The 16,000-nt window shown below is 36.5% G+C and carries 22 protein-coding genes; all 22 read left to right on the top strand.

Translation table 11 applies throughout. The annotated features are described in order from the left end of the window. Window positions 1-5: 5 nt before the first annotated feature. The 22 genes from HNQ80_RS26275 (at window position 6) to spoIIIAD (ending at window position 15,997) form a co-directional block, all read left to right on the top strand. Window positions 6-371, top strand: coding sequence for a type II secretion system protein (locus tag HNQ80_RS26275; protein ID WP_184311128.1), 366 nt, complete (start codon window positions 6-8; stop codon window positions 369-371). A 191-nt stretch (window positions 372-562) separates the two neighbouring features. Then, a complete protein-coding gene (locus HNQ80_RS26280) occupies window positions 563-1,675 on the top strand; it encodes a prepilin-type N-terminal cleavage/methylation domain-containing protein (RefSeq protein ID WP_279288996.1) in 1,113 nt (370 codons plus the stop codon). Between the two features lie 338 nt (window positions 1,676-2,013). Then, window positions 2,014-2,418 (top strand): type II secretion system protein, encoded by a 405-nt coding sequence (locus HNQ80_RS13180; RefSeq protein ID WP_184311129.1) that lies wholly within the window; start codon window positions 2,014-2,016, stop codon window positions 2,416-2,418. Between the two features lie 189 nt (window positions 2,419-2,607). Beyond that, on the top strand, window positions 2,608-3,039 hold the full coding sequence (locus tag HNQ80_RS13185; protein ID WP_184311130.1) for a pilus assembly PilX N-terminal domain-containing protein: 432 nt from the start codon (window positions 2,608-2,610) through the stop codon (window positions 3,037-3,039). Window positions 3,040-3,051: 12 nt separating this feature from the next. Next, complete coding sequence (locus HNQ80_RS13190) at window positions 3,052-3,396, top strand: type IV pilus modification PilV family protein (RefSeq protein ID WP_184311131.1); 345 nt, start codon at window positions 3,052-3,054, stop codon at window positions 3,394-3,396. A 60-nt stretch (window positions 3,397-3,456) separates the two neighbouring features. Next, window positions 3,457-5,217 (top strand): prepilin-type N-terminal cleavage/methylation domain-containing protein, encoded by a 1,761-nt coding sequence (locus HNQ80_RS13195; RefSeq protein ID WP_184311132.1) that lies wholly within the window; start codon window positions 3,457-3,459, stop codon window positions 5,215-5,217. A 145-nt stretch (window positions 5,218-5,362) separates the two neighbouring features. Beyond that, on the top strand, window positions 5,363-6,115 hold the full coding sequence (locus tag HNQ80_RS13200) for a prepilin peptidase (RefSeq protein WP_243183244.1): 753 nt from the start codon (window positions 5,363-5,365) through the stop codon (window positions 6,113-6,115). A gap of 40 nt (window positions 6,116-6,155) precedes the next feature. Next, the gene (gene pilM, locus HNQ80_RS13205) at window positions 6,156-7,211 is read left to right on the top strand and encodes a type IV pilus assembly protein PilM (RefSeq protein ID WP_184311133.1); all 1,056 of its coding nucleotides are present in this window, start codon (window positions 6,156-6,158) and stop codon (window positions 7,209-7,211) included. Between the two features lies 1 nt (window position 7,212). Continuing rightward, window positions 7,213-7,776, top strand: coding sequence for a PilN domain-containing protein (locus HNQ80_RS13210; RefSeq protein ID WP_184311134.1), 564 nt, complete (start codon window positions 7,213-7,215; stop codon window positions 7,774-7,776). Continuing rightward, window positions 7,763-8,674 (top strand): LysM peptidoglycan-binding domain-containing protein, encoded by a 912-nt coding sequence (locus HNQ80_RS26490; RefSeq protein WP_184311135.1) that lies wholly within the window; start codon window positions 7,763-7,765, stop codon window positions 8,672-8,674. Before HNQ80_RS13210 ends, HNQ80_RS26490 begins: the two co-directional genes overlap by 14 nt. Before the next feature lie 180 nt (window positions 8,675-8,854). Beyond that, the gene (locus tag HNQ80_RS13220; RefSeq protein ID WP_243183246.1) at window positions 8,855-9,307 is read left to right on the top strand and encodes a type II secretion system protein; all 453 of its coding nucleotides are present in this window, start codon (window positions 8,855-8,857) and stop codon (window positions 9,305-9,307) included. Between the two features lie 14 nt (window positions 9,308-9,321). Further along, window positions 9,322-9,759: a type IV pilus modification PilV family protein gene (locus tag HNQ80_RS13225; protein ID WP_184311136.1), complete on the top strand. Its 438-nt coding sequence runs from the start codon at window positions 9,322-9,324 to the stop codon at window positions 9,757-9,759. A 67-nt stretch (window positions 9,760-9,826) separates the two neighbouring features. Then, the gene (locus tag HNQ80_RS13230; protein ID WP_184311137.1) at window positions 9,827-10,339 is read left to right on the top strand and encodes a PilW family protein; all 513 of its coding nucleotides are present in this window, start codon (window positions 9,827-9,829) and stop codon (window positions 10,337-10,339) included. 4 nt (window positions 10,340-10,343) lie between these two features. Next, on the top strand, window positions 10,344-10,958 hold the full coding sequence (locus tag HNQ80_RS13235; RefSeq protein WP_184311138.1) for a hypothetical protein: 615 nt from the start codon (window positions 10,344-10,346) through the stop codon (window positions 10,956-10,958). A 90-nt stretch (window positions 10,959-11,048) separates the two neighbouring features. After that, window positions 11,049-11,312, top strand: a complete 264-nt coding sequence (locus HNQ80_RS13240; protein WP_330602868.1) for a late competence development ComFB family protein — start codon at window positions 11,049-11,051, stop codon at window positions 11,310-11,312. A gap of 172 nt (window positions 11,313-11,484) precedes the next feature. After that, complete coding sequence (locus HNQ80_RS13245; RefSeq protein WP_184311139.1) at window positions 11,485-12,546, top strand: M24 family metallopeptidase; 1,062 nt, start codon at window positions 11,485-11,487, stop codon at window positions 12,544-12,546. Between the two features lie 87 nt (window positions 12,547-12,633). After that, window positions 12,634-13,191, top strand: coding sequence for an elongation factor P (efp, locus tag HNQ80_RS13250; RefSeq protein WP_184311140.1), 558 nt, complete (start codon window positions 12,634-12,636; stop codon window positions 13,189-13,191). A 42-nt stretch (window positions 13,192-13,233) separates the two neighbouring features. Then, a complete protein-coding gene (locus HNQ80_RS13255) occupies window positions 13,234-13,689 on the top strand; it encodes a CD1247 N-terminal domain-containing protein (RefSeq protein WP_184311141.1) in 456 nt (151 codons plus the stop codon). A 112-nt stretch (window positions 13,690-13,801) separates the two neighbouring features. Further along, entirely contained in the window at window positions 13,802-14,848 is a 1,047-nt protein-coding gene (spoIIIAA, locus tag HNQ80_RS13260; protein WP_184311142.1) for a stage III sporulation protein AA, read from the top strand. Beyond that, on the top strand, window positions 14,841-15,359 hold the full coding sequence (gene spoIIIAB / locus HNQ80_RS13265; RefSeq protein WP_184311143.1) for a stage III sporulation protein SpoIIIAB: 519 nt from the start codon (window positions 14,841-14,843) through the stop codon (window positions 15,357-15,359). Before spoIIIAA ends, spoIIIAB begins: the two co-directional genes overlap by 8 nt. Before the next feature lie 28 nt (window positions 15,360-15,387). Beyond that, entirely contained in the window at window positions 15,388-15,591 is a 204-nt protein-coding gene (gene spoIIIAC / locus HNQ80_RS13270) for a stage III sporulation protein AC (RefSeq protein ID WP_330602869.1), read from the top strand. Window positions 15,592-15,610: 19 nt separating this feature from the next. Beyond that, on the top strand, window positions 15,611-15,997 hold the full coding sequence (gene spoIIIAD / locus HNQ80_RS13275; protein ID WP_184311144.1) for a stage III sporulation protein AD: 387 nt from the start codon (window positions 15,611-15,613) through the stop codon (window positions 15,995-15,997). The last annotated feature ends 3 nt before the right edge of the window (window positions 15,998-16,000 follow it).

Here is a 16,000-nt window from a genome sequence, read left to right on the forward strand (position 1 = left end):
TGAAAATGTTAAGTAAACTGAACAAAATGTTAAGAAACAAGAAAGGTTTTACACTCATTGAACTGATTGTAGTTATTGCAATTTTAGGTATTTTGGCTGCAATTGCGGTGCCAAAATTGGGAGGATTTACCAAGTCGGCTAGAAATAGAGCTGATGAAGTCACTGCGCATACAATTGAAAATGGTATTAAGATGCATATAGCAAATGGTGGATCTTTTTCCGATGCTTCAAACCATGATGGAAAATTTTCAAGCGTAACTGGACTAGAGGATATTTTAGGAGATGTAGGTAAACCTCAAACTGGTACAGGCTGGAATATAGATGTTGAGGGCGACGATATCACAGTTACAGTCAATAAAAGTTCTAATTAATTAGAGATATTCTTGCCCCATTGTGTTTAAGCTAATAATGACCGTTCGTAAAGTCAATAGGGACGTTTCTTTTTGACTCGCGATTCATAAGTAGATAGATATAACTTTTTATTTCAAAATATAAATGAAAATAAGAGTCAATCCATCGGACTGACTCTTATTTTTAAAACTTACTGAAAGGCGACGTGAGTATGATTCAAAAGATCAAAGATAAGAAGCTGAACACAGCAGGTTTTACCCTCATTGAGCTGATTATTGTGATCGCAATTTTGGGCATATTATCTGCTATTGCTATACCGAGATTCAGTGGTTTTAGCATCTCGGCTAAAAATAGAGTAGATGAAGCAAATGCAAAATTACTGACAAAAGTTGCCCAGGCAATTAATGCAAATGAAGGAAGTTTTCCTGCTACACTGGATGATTTAAATAAGGTAGGAGATTATTTAAATAAAGAAATAGAAGTACAAAATTCAGACAGTACGTTTACATACGATAACACAACGGGGATTGTTTCTGTTATCAATTCAAGCAGTGGTGGCATATCCTCAGATGCACTATTAGAAAGCCTTACACTGAGTACAGGTACATTATCACCAGCTTTTAGTTCTTCAGTAACAGCATATACGGTAACACTACCATATGGAACAACTACTGCACCAACAGTTAGTGCCACCGGAAAAGATGGTGCAACGGTAACGAGTATAACACAAGCAGATACTCCAAATGGAACGGCAACTGTGAATGTTAGGTCTGCTGATGGTTCTGAGACGAATTCTTATACAGTTACCTTTACTGTCCTGGCACCATCACAACCTAATCCACCTCAAATCGATGACAATGGTATTCACATAACTGTGAGTGGGGCAGAAACAGGGGCATTAATAAAACTATACAAAGATGGTAGCGTAATTAAACAACAACAATTAACAGGTAGTGACACATCCCATAAATTTGATCATATAACACAAGATAACCCTGGTACCTATTTTGCTACTCAGACAGTAAATGGTATAGAGAGTACTCCCTCAAATACAATCACGATTTCAGCATCTCCCTTGATAGCCGAATCAGTGTATGGCTCTACGAATCAATTTACATTGAGATTTAACAAACCCATTGAAAAGATTCTGACTGAGCCAAGTGGAACAAGTGATAGTACAATCATTGGTAAGGATGTCAGAATAACAGGTCATAGTAATTTCGCTGAAAATACAGTTTACAGCGTTACTGTTAGGGATAAAGACGGTCTAGTGATGACTGTCAATTTAAAAAGAACAGGCTCATCAAATTGGTTTATACAATAGAGCTATTCCATAGATTATGAGGGAGATAGAAATACAAAACATGTAGATAGGTATACACAATCATTTCACTTAATAACTTATTAGAGTCAAAGAGTCAATCTTGCAAAAGATTGGCTTTTTTTCATACTCTAAAATAGATGGAAATAGATAAAAGTTAAAGATAGGTTTTGAGTCATAGGCAGGTGTAATTGGCAGACTAGTTAAAAGTCAAAATGACTTACATAATAATTATAATTGGTATAATTACTACGACTTCTGTCTATACATGAAAATATAAAATACAAATTCATCGAGATAAATGGATCATTACTTCGCTTTATTTAGAAAGGGGCAAAGATATGGGAATGAGATCACGGAAAAGGAAAAGAAGAATAGACGGTTATACCTTCATTGAATTGATTCTTGTCGTTGCACTGTTGGGTGTATTCAGTGGGATCCTTATACCGAATTTTTTAGACTATAAAATATCTGCACAGGATCGAGTAGATGAAGTGAATGCAAAGCTACTTACAAATATAGCCCATAGAATTAATGCAGAAAATGGTTGTTTTCCTTCATGGCCTGAGGCCTTTACAAATCTTCAAGCAAATACATTCCCATATTTTGAAAAAGATGTAACCATACAAAATTCTAAAAATAGTTTTTACTATGACTCTTCTAAGGGAACTGTTACGGTAAAAACATCTAAAGGAGACATTACAAATCCAAACATAGATAAAATCGTTGAGAAGGATTCCTTTTAACATAAGCTTGATAAAGGACAAGAGCCGATTTCAGAAGCGAAGCACACGTAGTGTGCCTTTTTTATGAAGAAAAAGGCAGAATAATTGAAAAAAAACATATTTCCTGCTGTAGGTCGCCATACATCCATGGTATAATCTAGATAAGTCTGCTGTGAAATAAAATTTGATTTATTAGGGAGAAAGACTTTTATGAAGTTCAATAATGATAGAGGTTCTACACTTTCTTTTGTGATTGTTATCATTGCAGTTCTCACAGTTCTTGGTGGAGCACTGCTTTCTGCCGCTGTGGCAGAAGCAAAGCAGGTTGGTCATGAAGAGAAAAAAATAAAGGCCTACTATATCGCGCGATCTGGTGCCGACGCAACGGCCCAATACATTATTTCTAACCAATCTAACGAAGATAAGCTAGAAGGCATTATAGGTCATACTGGCACCGGGAATCTCGCCGGATACACATTTGATGTAGATGTTTCCGATAATCCAGCAGAGGAAACGATAACGATTAAGGCAACTGCATCTGTTGGAGAGATTAAAAATACCGCCCAATTGATCTTATTTTATGTAAAAAAAGTGGTAAATAATGAGGAAATTATCGAATACAGAAGGGGGCCATGGCAGTAATGGGTGAGTTAGATGAAATCAAAATGGGGCAGTAATGGATTTACTTTAGTGGAGATTATGATTACCTTGGCTATTTTAGGCATATTGGTTGTTTCCTTTACCAGTCTTTTTGCCAATGGAATGATTCATATATTTACTTTTGGTCAGAAAAGTCAGGCCATCCATGTTGCCCAGACGAAAATGGAAAATACCCTGGCTGGGGAACAAACCCTGACAGAGGGACAAACCGATTCAACTTCATTAACGATTCATTTCTCTAGCGGCAAAGAGATAACGGTTCAAGGAAAAAAAGTAACTGTGGATGCTCCATATAAGAACGGATCGGTCTCTCTTACATCTTTTATTCCTAATCGATAATTCATCATGTAATCTATTGTCTGTCTATTATATATTGAAGCAGATGGAGGGATCTAGACCATGTTGGTCCAACGGATAAAGATATTAAAAAGGCTCAGGCACAATGGCGGCTTTACCCTTGTGGAAGTACTGGTTGTATTGGCACTCATGGGTATGGTCATGTCTTTAGGCTATTCCCTTAATCTTTTTGGTGTCCGTGTATTTCATCAAGGCACGGCTCAAGCCAATGTACAGGCCAATGTACGGTTGGCATCAGACTTTATCACGAAAGAGACGAGAAATGCTACGGAAATGACCATCCTGAATGCTTCAGAATCAATTCCTGAAGCCAACGCAATTGGAGAGGATATATACTATATTCTATTAAATGGAAATTCTATCGAATACAGATATAAAGACCACTCGAAACTCCTTGCTGAGTCTATTACAGAATTGGAATTCAAAAAAAGTTCATCTAGAACTTTGAATTACATAATTACAGGAAATGATGGCAATCAAAATTATAGTGTAACATCGAATATATTTATTTCAAACTTAAATCTTACAGATTCCTTCATTGTTGAAGATACTTCGGGTGGACAAGCTGTAGCGCTACGATTTAAGAAAAATTCCATAGAGCTGCCTGATGATCCTGGGGGTGGTAACCCTGGCGGTGGAGAACCTGGTCCTAGTGATCCGAAACCGGAGGAGAGAGATAGTCCATGGGTTGATCATAATGACAATGGCATTTATGATGGCGGGGACGAAATCTTAAAAAAGAATGATCTTGATGGATACTACAAGACAACAGGGCGGCTCATCATTCCTTCCAAAACAAAGAAAATAAATGGTGGTGGACGTGAAGTAAAGTATGAAGCTGATAAGGGCATCTATATCAGTAAAGATGTGGAGATAGAAAATCATTCATATCAAAGCATTATTTTTGAAACAAAAAACGGAAATATTATTCTAGAGGCAGGCGTTAGTTTAACATCTTCAAAGGATATCCTATTAAATGCTCCAAAAGGAAATATACAAGCAAATGGTGCGTCTATGAAATCAAGCAGCAATGGAGATATTTCTATATCGGCAGGAGTTGATGTAAGCTTAAATACTGCTATTATCCAATCCTCATCGGACATATTGATTACTGGGGCCGGTAGTATCAGTGGCAAAAGTGCAACGCTAAAATCAGACAGCTACGGAGGAATCATAATATCTGGAAAAGGCACTGGTGACTTTCGACAAGCACAAATTACTTCCTCCAACAATATTAAGATATCTACGCAAGGAAACCTGGATGTAAGCAACGGTATATTAAAATCTGCATCCAATGGGCCCATTATTTTGGCGACAACAGGAACGTTCGATATGACATTGGAGAGTACAGTCATCCAGTCGTCTGGACGTGTTGAACTAACAAGTGGAAAATCCCTTTATGCTGCCAATAGTTCCATTGTATCCACATCCAATGGCGGGACTTATTTGAAAGCTCAAGGAGAGATTTATGCCTCTGACAGTCAGATGCCTGCATCGGGAGCATTAAATATCACCGCAATAACTGGAGATATTACTGTCAGATCTGCCGCGATGAAATCCACAGGGTATACTGACATTTGGGTCAAGTCAGGTGGTAATATTCATGTTGAATCGACAGATTTTGATGCTAGTAGAGATTTGATATTAGAAGCAGGCTCAAAAGACAACACCATATATATTTCAAATGCAAAAATCAAAGATAGCAACTCCACAGCTGAGGCAAGACCCGATGGTGTTCCCATTGATGGCAAGCCGTATTCGGGCAAAATCTGCAATGGAACTGTTACAATTACAGCACTGTAATATAATAATCCTATACCTGTATTTTTCTTAATCAAAAATACAGGTATTTTTATGAATTATATCAAAAAAAGAAGGAAAATTTCCCATTTTGTTGAAAAATACAATGAATTATTTATTTTCAAATGAGCAAGGACGTGATGTATTTATGCTTATAATTGTCGGTCTATTTGGTCTTATCATAGGGTCTTTTTTAAATGTTTGTATCTGGAGAATTCCAAGGGGCGAATCTATTGCATTTCCTTCATCCCACTGTCCCCAATGTAATACATTCCTAAAACCGGTTGACTTGATACCTGTCGCGAGCTTTATTCTCTTTCGAGGGAAATGTCGATATTGTGGAGAAAAAATATCATTACAGTATCCCATGATAGAGGCGTTAAACGGACTTATCTATGTCTTATTGTATACTCGCTTCGGCTATTCATTGGATTTTATTCAATATGCTGCGTTGTCAAGTCTTCTCCTTACTATAAGTCTTATTGACATTCAACATCAGATTATACCTGATCATTTGACTTTCATTGGATTGATGTTGGCTCTAGGATTTGGCATGAGCACCTTTATCGAGGTCGAGGGCACTTTGGGCGCCCATCTGCTTGGTCTTCTCATAGGAGGAGGTTTTCTTTTACTGGTTGCCTTCGTTACGAATGGTGCCATGGGTGGCGGCGATATCAAACTCATGGGGATGTTAGGTCTTTGGCTTGGGTGGAAATGGACATTGTTGACCATGTTGCTATCTTTTGTTATTGGAGCATGTGTTTCATTACTATTATTGGTTGCAAAGATCAAGACAAGGAAAGATGCTATTCCTTTTGGCCCATTTATTGCTATTGCAGCGTTAATGACAGTTTTATACGGAAATGATATAATAAACTATTATGTGACAAATTTCTTATAATTTTATAGATCAATGCTATGGTGAATAAGGAGTGCATGTGATGATGCTACAACAGCGATTAATGTCAATCGATATAGGAACTGATCGGATAAAGATAGTGGTTGGGAAATTTTCAAATAATAGGATATCCATTGACCATGCTGTTTCAGTACAGACACCTCCAAATGCTATTCAAGATGGGCAAGTAACGGATATTTCCAAGTTAAAGGATATCATTGGTAGCGTATTGCGTGAACACCATATCCAAACAAAAAAAGTAGTCGTTACTTTAGAGAGTACCTCTATTATTACCCGAGAGTTATATTTGCCTGCTGTCAAGCCTAAAGAAGTTTTAGCCATGTTAGGCTATGAAATACAGCAGTATTTTCCAACGACCTTGGACGAATACGTTATTCAGCACAAGGAATTGGAAATTGTTGAAGAAGGCAATTTAAAGAAAATACGAATTGCTGTGGCTGCCTTACCGAAGATGATCGTTCAAAATTATCTGGAGCTTATCAAATCCTTAGGATTAAAGCCGATTGCGCTAGATATTCACTCTAATGCAATTTCTAAGCTATTTGATGAAAATATCATGATAAACAGTAAAACGATTCAAGAGCATCAAACGATTGCACTCATAGATATAGGTTATGCAAACATCAATGTCAATATTATGGACAAGGGTATTCCTCAATTTAATAGACTTTTAACCATAGGTGGGAAAGACATTCCTGATATGTTTAACGCTGATTTGATGGATATGGTAGAGAAAAAGATGGGTTTATCTCATTTTTCCGATGAGCATGGGCCTTTATCCGACCTTGCGAAAGACTTAACCAAAGCTGCTATTGATGGGTGGCTTGAGGAAATTCAGCGTATTTTTAAATACTATACTAGTCGAAATCCAGGAAATAAAGTGGACAAGATATTATTATTTGGAGGATATTCTAACCTAGATGGGATTCGTGAGATTATGGAAAACTATTTTAATATTCCTGCTTCAAAGATCGAATCTATAGGGAAATTAAGAATCAACAACAGAATTACAAACTTTCAATTAGAAAATAACCTAAATGCAATAGGTGCTATTATTCGAAGAAAAGCGAGCGTATGATATGAGAGATTATAATTTTTTCGAGCCCTATATAACAAAAAAAAGATCGATAGGTCTAACGAAAGCAAGTGTTACAAAGCTCATCATAGGCATTGCATTTGTTTTAGTCATACTGCCCCTTGTCAATCTTTATCTTATTCATAGATTGGAGAACGAAGCAGCCCATGTAAATCAACTGGCTTATTCAACACCAGACTATCAACAGCGCAAGGAAATTGAAGCAAAAGAAAATACAACAAAACAAAAGCAAATATACTTAGAAAAATTAAAAGATTTGGATAGGAACATGACAAACATGGATATCATAAACGATTTACTGCTTTATGCTATGAATGACGCTGTTCCAGAGGGTTTGTTTTTTCAATCGATCTCCTTAGATATGGAAAAAGTTCAGATTCAAGGGATTGCTGAGAGTAGAGTTGCTATCGCAGAGTTTCAACATAATCTTAAAAAGACACCGAATTTCCAAGAGGTTTTTGTTTCCACTATTTCTTTTGATTCTGGCGTGTATTCTTTTGATATCAGTTTTTTAATTAAGGATGTGAGCAAACGTGAAACTAACTAAAAGAGAAAAAACATTGCTAGGTATTCTATTTGGGACTGTTTTTTTCTATGGTTATTTTTATTTTCTGCTTGGTCCACAAATAGAAAGGATTACATCTCTAAAGAATAATACTGCGACTTATCAATCAGAGATAGAGAAAACAGAATTACTGCAACAGGCTGTTGAGCAAATCGAAATGGAACATCAGCAGGTAAATAAGGACATTCATAATGTTGCGAAAGACTATTTTCCATCTATACACCAAGAAGATCTAATTCTTTTATTGAATCAGTTTATTAATAATTCTAAGGTTCATGTTGAAAAAATTGGGTTTTCACCCTTAGCGACTGAAACAATTGGAGACTACGAGCTAAATGTCTCAACGGTTACCTTACCTTTTCAAGGAGATTATCCTTCGATCGTAAATCTGTTGAAATCTTTGAGGGAATATGAAAAAAAAATCATTGTGAAAAATCTTAGCATTAGTGATTCGGACGATGGTTTATTAACTGGCAGTATCATTATTGATATCTACAGTATTCCAGATAATCCAATATCCTTTATTCCTCTACTCGAAGAAAAAGACCAAAATTATGATGTAGAAAATCCCTTTGATCCCTTTGCAGGATATATAAATTTGAAGCTTAATTCTTCAAAGAGTCAAGGCTTAAATTGGAACGAAGAGATAGCTCTGCCTTTGTTGACTGAAGTAGCAGAGAACGCAGTCCAAGAAAATTTAAATTTTCCTAATCCAGAAGAAATGATGGACTATGAAGTACAAAAAGGTGATACAATCTTTAGTATCTGTAAAAAATTATATGGAGATTATTCTAAAAGAAATTTGATCTTAGAATATAATAATATTACGAGCCCCAATGACATTAGAGTCGGACAAATCTTGATTGTGCCAAAACCATAGTTTGATCTCTTAACAGCCCTTTGTTATAACGCAAATGGGCTGTTTTTAAATGTTCTATTATTTTTTGCTGCAAAAACTATAAAAAGTTCTAAAAGCGAGAGGAAATATGAATTTTGTCGAGAAATACTGAAATAAATAGTAAAATTTTACATTTATTTCTAAGAAAAAGGTGAATATCGAATGGCCGATACCGATTTGATGGAAAATAGAAAAGGATTCACCCTTATGGAGGTGTTAATTGTCATATCTATCTTAGGCATCTTGTCTACCATGCTTTTGCCTACATATTCCAAACTATATGAAACATACATCTTACGAACCACAGCTATAAAGGTAAAGGGCTTGCTAAATCTAGGACAAGAACTTAGCATCGATGAGTCTAGAAGATATTGCATTGAAATTATTAATGATAAATTTCGCCTGCGAGAACAGGACATATTGGGAAAAACCATTGATACAATTATACTAGATAAAAGAATAAAAATTCTTCCTGGTTCTGATTACGAAGTTGTTTATAACAGGGATGGGACAAGCAGCTTTGCACGGTTCATTTTGGGAAATACCCATGGAGAAAGAACTGATATTGAGGTATCTATCGGAACAGGTAGGGTAAGGATTATTAATCGATATTAGAGAGGATTATGCATATGGAGACCGATAATAAAGGGTTTACCCTAATAGAAATTCTCATTACACTATGCATATTGTCTATTTTTATTATTGCAACTACTTCCGTCAATACCCATATTTTAAGATATATGAGCAGAAATAGCGTAGTGTTTTCCATGGCAAAAACTGCCCAAGGTCTTATGGAGGAGTTAAAGGCCTCCAACGAAATTCTGATCGGGAATAAGATATATACACTTAATGAATTAATGAATCAAACCAATACATTATATACTGAACATGAAACATTATATCTTAAACTTTATCCTGAAGCGCTAGAACATAGGCTTTATGTGGCCGAACTCTTGATTATAGACAAAGCGACTAATATTTCATATAGTCTATCGGCTCATGTAAATTATTTCAAGAATCATCATATGTATACTGATATCTATGAGGAACTTCCTATAAGGCAATAACAACAATCTAATGATTGATTTTAATGTAGTTTTTAAATTTCTAAAGTACTGAAAGAGGGTGTATTCTTTGGAAAACAAAACAAGACATTATAGTCAAAAAGGATTTACGTTAATTGAAACCATCCTATCATTAACATTATTATCAATTATTATATTGGCTTTAGGGATGTTTTTAAGCAATTCGATAAGGCAACATATAAAGCTGATTGAGATAGCAGAAGCCCAACGTAAATCACGCTTAGCTCTTAACTATATAGAAAAACGTATGATGGAATGTAACCAATTACAATTCACCTTTGATCCTAAGACGAATACCTTCACGAGCAAAGATTATCAAAATAATGAGGTTTGGATTGATTTGAGCGGCAACAAGAGGTTTACGAACAATACTCTAATCTATTTTTATAAAGTGCTAGGAGAGCTTCGGGTAAATAAAAAGGGTGAACATAATGTGTTAATCGATGGTATAAAGGATATTAAAATCATTGAGATTCTCCCAGGAAAACTTATTGAAATCGAAATTCATGCTGAAAATCTTAACCATTCTATAAAATCTAGAATGAATATTTGTTATAGGTAGCAGTATGGATAAGATATTGAGAAATACCCGAGGCTCTGTTATTTATCCAAGTTTCATGGTGGGGCTATTTTCTTTACTACTATTTATCTCTATCTTGGCACTAATTGCTAACGAATCCCTTGCCGTACAATCTTATACCAATAGTATAAAGGCCTATTATCTTGCAGAAACGGGCATGGAAACAACCCTTTATGGTCTTGAAAATGCAATGGATAAAATTATTTTTGAGTATTTATCCGATTTGAGAGAATACAAGCGTAACTACCTACTAGAATCTGCCGATAACTCCAATAAGTCGTTAAAGTTTTCCCCGCCCCAGCTTGATACCTATTTGAAAAGAAGTCTTCGTAGCGAGATGAGTCTATTTCCATTGGTCTACAAAAATCACGTTTCGACGTATAAACAGGAACATTCATGTAGAATAAGTATCGATTATAATTTTAAAACTTGTATTATCACCGTAGAAAGTATTGGAGAATATGATCGAGCAAGGAAGTTTTTAATTACTACATTACTATTACCAACAGAACAACCCGATGGATTAGATAGCTTTGATTTGCCGAGAATCAAGATACAACCTTTTCAAATTTTGTCATATTACCAGAGCCTTGGATTATAAACCAATCAATCTGTTTACCTGAACTATGTAGAAGGAGTTTGAAGAACTTTGTTGAATTCAAATAATAATACGATTAGGGAGGTTGATTTTGTGCTAAAGAACTATATGGAAATTGTTGTGGATCATGTATTGCCCTCTATGTTGAAAGTATTTCCAAACATATGTCAATGTCAACAATGCCTTGATGATATTAGAGCTATTGCCCTGAACCATTTGAAGCCCCACTATGTTGTGACAGAGAAAGGTGAACTCTACTCAAGGGTCAATGAAATGAATATTCAGTTTGAGACCGATGTGATGAAGGCTCTCATAGACGCCATTGTCATCGTATCAAAGAACCCAAGGCATAATTAATTGTGCAAATTGTAAAAAAGATGCAAATAATGGTTATAATATTGTAAGAATCATGAAAAATTCTATCCAAATATATAAAATTGTGTTATCATATTAAAGGATTGGGATTAGGTATGGTTTGGCATTTATGGAAACTTATAAACAGTAAATATATTAGTGGGGGGTATCTGCGATGATTGCACGGCTTACTCGTTTTAGGGAGCTATTGCGAGAAAAAAACATAGATGGAGCCATCATATATAAACTGGAAAACAGAAGATACCTAAGTGGTTTTACAGGAAGTTCCGGGTATGTGGTGATTACTTTGAATAGTGCTTATTTTATCACTGATTTTCGTTATGTGGAGCAGGCTTCTAGACAATGCGCAGGTTTTGAGGTTCTTGAGCATACAAATCAAAAACCGTTACATACTATTTTGACAGGCTTCAATATAAACACAATGGGCTTTGAGGATGATTTTGTAACCTATGCCCAGTATAAGGAGTTTTCTGACAAACTAGAGCACACGAAGATGGTGCCATTGGAAGGCGCACTAAATAATCTCAGAAAAATTAAGTATGAGGAAGAGATAGCCAAGATTGAAAGAGCTGCCCAAATTGCCGATAGTGCCTTTGATCATATCTTGAAATTTATCAAAATTGGCATGAAAGAAACTGAAGTTGCCTTAGAATTAGAAAACTTCATGAAAAAGCAAGGGGCTAGCGGTCTATCCTTCGATAGCATTGTTGCATCTGGCATCCGTTCATCCTTACCTCATGGAGTAGCATCTGATAAAATTATTGAAGAAGGCGACTTTGTGACCTTAGACTTTGGGTGTATCTATGAAGGTTATTGCTCTGATATGACAAGAACCATTGTGATCGGAAAAGCCAGTGAAAAACAGAAGGAGATATATTCTATAGTCCTAGACGCCCAATTAAAGGCCTTGGAAGCCATCAAACCAGGAGTGACTGGTGTTGAGGTAGATAAGATCGCAAGGGATATCATTACTGAAAAGGGCTATGGTGATTACTTTGGTCATGGCTTAGGTCATGGGGTTGGATTAGAGATCCATGAATCGCCAAGGCTATCACCCCTGGGGCATGATACATTGAAGCCAGGAATGATCGTCACCGATGAACCTGGTATATACTTGCCAGGATTTGGCGGAGTGCGAATCGAGGACCTTGTGGTGGTAACTGAAACAGGGTATAGAACGCTATCTAAATCGCCAAAGGGGCTTATTGAGTTATAGAATGTATACAACTACTGGCAATACACGAATACTACCAGTAGATAAAATAAATGATTTTATATTTTTATAATTAATGGAGGGATACGAATGATTTCAGCATCAGATTTTAGAAAAGGTGTTACTTTTGAAATAAATGGTGAACCTTTTGTAGTAGTGGATTTCCAACACGTTAAGCCTGGTAAGGGAGCTGCTTTCGTTAGAACAAAATACAAGAGTGTTACCACTGGTTCTATCCGTGAAGAAGCTTTCAACCCAAATGACAAATTCCCAAAAGCTCATATCGAAACAAAGCAAATGCAATACTTATATAATGATGGCGACCTTTATTACTTTATGGATAATGAAACGTTTGAGCAATTGCCATTGTCTAAAGAGCAGGTTGAGGATGCCATCATTTATCTAAGAGAAAATGATTCAGCTACAGTTAAGTTCTTTAAGGGGAAAGCTTTCCAGGTGGATCCACCAAACTTCGTTGAGTTACTTGTCACTTATACTGAGCCAGGCGTGAAAGGTGATACTGCCACAAATGTGACAAAGCCTGCAACAGTAGAAACAGGTGCGATTATTCACGTACCTATTTTCATCAATGAAGGGGATAGAATTAAAATTGATACTCGAACTGGTGACTATTTATCAAGAGCTTAGGCAATAATACTAAGGTATATTAAATAAAAGGAGGGTTTCACCATGAATTATCTTTATGAAAGAGTGGCTTATTTGAGAGGGCTTGCTGAGGGTTCTGAGCTTACCGAGGAGACGAGAGAAGGTAAGATTCTTCTAAATATAATTGATATATTAGAAGATTTTGCTGATTCTATGGAAGAGCTGAAGCGCGAAGTTGAAGATTTAGATGAGTATGTAGAGGCACTGGATGAGGATTTAGCTGTTGTTGAGGATGATGTATATGGTGAAATGGATGACGACGATTTCGATGACGAAGATGAGGAAGATGAAGAAGCTATCGATTTCGTTGAATTAGAATGTCCCAACTGCCACGAAATGATATACCTTGATGAAGATATGGTATATGATGCCGATGATGATACAGAAGTTGTTTGTCCAAGCTGCCACGAAAAAATATATTTTGAAGATGCATGTGACGAAGAAGGCGGATGCTGCGGCCATCATCACCATCATGAATAATCATAAAGATAACCTGATACATTGTGTATCAGGTTTTTTTATTGTGTAAAGAAATTTTAATCATAATATTGTCCTTTACAAAATACATATTTATATAAAGGAGGGACAGGTTATGGATGAATCAGGGAATATCAATTTTTTAAAGAAAACCTCTGCAGAATATTTTCCCAGGAAGGAAATTCTAGATGCCCTTCCTGTACATCTTAGGCAACTCATTCAAGGGCTTCCTTCAGCACTATGGGATAGCATGGAGGAAATACGGCTACGAACCAACCAACCATTGCTGGTCCAAAGTTTAAATAGAGATATATTCATTTATGTCAATGGAGAGACAGGAACTGAGACTTCAAAAGCTTATGTGACTTCAAAGGCGGATTTAGAAAAGACCTTCCAGCTTGTCACAGATTATTCTGTATATGCTTTGGAGGAGGACATCAAGAAAGGATTTATTACTATCCGTGGTGGTCATCGGGTAGGTATCAGTGGTCATACCGTCATGAACGGGCCAGCGATTAAAACGATCAAGGATATCAGCGGTTTAAATATTCGAATTTCTAGACAGAAAATCGGTATTTCCGATGCTTATATGGAATACATCACAACAAGTCCCAACAACTTTAAAAATACATTGATCATTTCGCCACCCCAATGTGGGAAAACAACCCTTTTACGGGATATGATTCGAAATCTGAGCAATGGCATGATACGAAAGGGGTTTCAAGGATTTAAAGTAGGCGTCGTAGATGAACGCTCCGAAATTTGTGGATCCTATCAGGGGATACCTCAAAATGACGTGGGTATCAGAACCGATATATTGGATGCCTGTCCAAAGGCCGAAGGGATTATGATGTTGATACGTTCCATGTCCCCCCAGATTATTGCCACTGATGAGATCGGTAAAATAGAGGACGTCATAGCCATAGAGGAAGCTTTAAATGCAGGTGTAAAGGTTTTAACCACGGTTCATGGGCATAGTTTAGAAGAAGTATGTCGACGACCAAATCTAAAACCTTTGATGGAACAAAACATATTTGAGAGAATAATCATCCTATCCAATCATCCAAGGGTAGGCACGGTTCAATCGATCCTAGATGGTAGAACCAGGGTCTCTTTGTTACATCCAACAGGCATCAGCAGGAGGTGTGAATCCATTGGTTAAAGCAGTACTTTCTATTATCATCATTCTCAGTGCATCTTTTATCGGTTATATTCTTGCTTATAAATATGTGCAGAGGCCACGGCAAATTAAACATCTTCTGTTATCCTTACAGCTATTGGAAACAGAAATCCTATATCTATTAACACCATTGCCCCAGGCGCTGAAAAAGGTAGCTGGAAAGTCCTCTGGCGAGCTAAAAAGGCTCTTCGCTGAAGCCAGTGTACTGCTGGAAAAAAAGGACGGCTTCAGCATCGAAGATGCATGGCGTCAATCAGTGGAAAGCAATTACCAATTCACTTCCTTGACCGAGGAAGACAAAGAGGCACTCATCGATTTTGGTATGAGCTTGGGCACTGTGGACAGAGACCATCAATTAAAGAATTTTCATTTTATCTATGCGCAACTCAAAAAACAACAACAGTCTGCTGAAGAACTGCGATCAAAAAATGAGCGGATGTATAGAAGCTTGGGGATTCTATTGGGTGTAGCTATCGTAATTCTATTTCTATAAATGAAAGACAAAATAAGGGGGATTTTAAATGGGTATGAATGTAGATTTAATTTTTAAAATTGCAGGAATAGGAATTCTGTTAGCAGTATTGCATCAAGTGTTGACCCGGTCAGGAAGAGATGAAATGGCAACTATGACAACCTTAGCAGGCATTATCGTTGTACTATTCATGGTAATACAACTTGTCAATAATCTTTTTACAACAGTCAGAACCATGTTCCAACTGTACTAATATAAAAGGTGTGATTTCAATGGAGATATTTAAAATCGTAGGCTTAGGCTTAATTGCAGCCATTCTTTCGGTGGTCTTAAGAAGCCAAAAACCAGAGATTTCATTACAGATTAGCATTGTAACAGGGTTGATTATCTTTCTATTTATTGCAACAAGACTCAGCTATGTCATTGAGGTTCTGAATCTGGTTGCCCAAAAAATCGATATTGATCTAATTTATATTACCACCATCTTTAAAATCGTGGGTATTGCCTATATTTCTGAATTTGGTGCCCAGGTATGTCGAGACGCAGGAGAAGGAGCCATCGCATCTAAGATTGAGTTTGCAGGTAAGGTGTTGATTATGGTTCTTGCAGTACCTATATTGGTTGCCCTGTTAAATCTACTTGTAAAACTAATGCCATAGGAT

It is taken from the genome of Anaerosolibacter carboniphilus, from assembly GCF_014205875.1.
GTDB lineage: Bacteria > Bacillota > Clostridia > Peptostreptococcales > Thermotaleaceae > Anaerosolibacter > Anaerosolibacter carboniphilus.